Raw genomic sequence first — 808 nt, forward strand, 5'->3', positions numbered from 1 at the left:
GGTTCTGTTGCAAAGTCTCAAAAAGGTCATTAGTTTTTCAAGATGATTCTTATTTAAGCAGGGATTCCTAATAGTCCTTTGATTTCTGTACAGACGGAAAAGCCAAAAAGAGACCCTTCTTTTCGGCTTTTTTTATAAATTCCTCGAATCGCTTCCATGCCTTTAATCGTGGTTGAGGCTGTTCGCAAACTTTGGTAAAATTTGTTTCTTCGCTTAATTGGACGATGGTCTTGTTCAATCAGATTATTCAGATACTTGATTGTTCGATGTTCTGTTGTTATATACAGTCCATTTTTCTGAAGCTTTCTGAAGGCACTCTTAATAGAGGGTGCTTTATCCGTTACTAGAACCTTTGGTTCTCCAAACTGGTTCTTCAGTCGTTTTAGAAAAGCATACGCAGCCTGTGTGTCGCGCTTTTTCCGTAACCAGATATCTAAGGTTAAGCCATCTACATCGATAGCGCGATATAAATAATGCCACTTTCCTTTAATTTTGATATAAGTCTCGTCCATTTTCCATGAATAAAAGGACTGTTTGTTTTTCTTTTTCCAAATTTGATAAAGAATCTTTCCGTATTCTTGCACCCAACGGTAAATTGTGGTGTGACAAACGTGAATTCCTCGGTCATACAGAATTTCCTGCACTTCACGATAACTCAGGTTGTACCGAAGATAGTAGCCGACGGCTACGATAATCACGTCTTTTTGAAATTGTTTTCCTTTGAACTGAGTCATCTTCATTCCTCCAAGCTATCTTTTTCAATTATTTTACCTCAAAATGAGCTTATCGGAAACTTTGCAACAGAACC

1 protein-coding gene is annotated in these 808 nt (G+C 37.6%); it reads right to left on the reverse strand.

Going from position 1 to position 808, the window contains the following annotated elements; all coding sequences use genetic code 11:
- Positions 1–53: 53 nt before the first annotated feature.
- Positions 54–734 carry an IS6-like element ISEnfa1 family transposase gene (locus tag AB3I12_RS13310; RefSeq protein WP_000191454.1) on the reverse strand — a complete coding sequence of 227 codons (681 nt, stop codon included), beginning with the start codon at positions 732–734 and terminating at the stop codon, positions 54–56.
- Positions 735–808: the final 74 nt, after the last annotated feature.

It is taken from the genome of Enterococcus sp. C65, from assembly GCF_040887165.1.
In the GTDB taxonomy this organism is placed as follows: Bacteria; Bacillota; Bacilli; order Lactobacillales; family Enterococcaceae; genus Enterococcus_B; species Enterococcus_B hirae.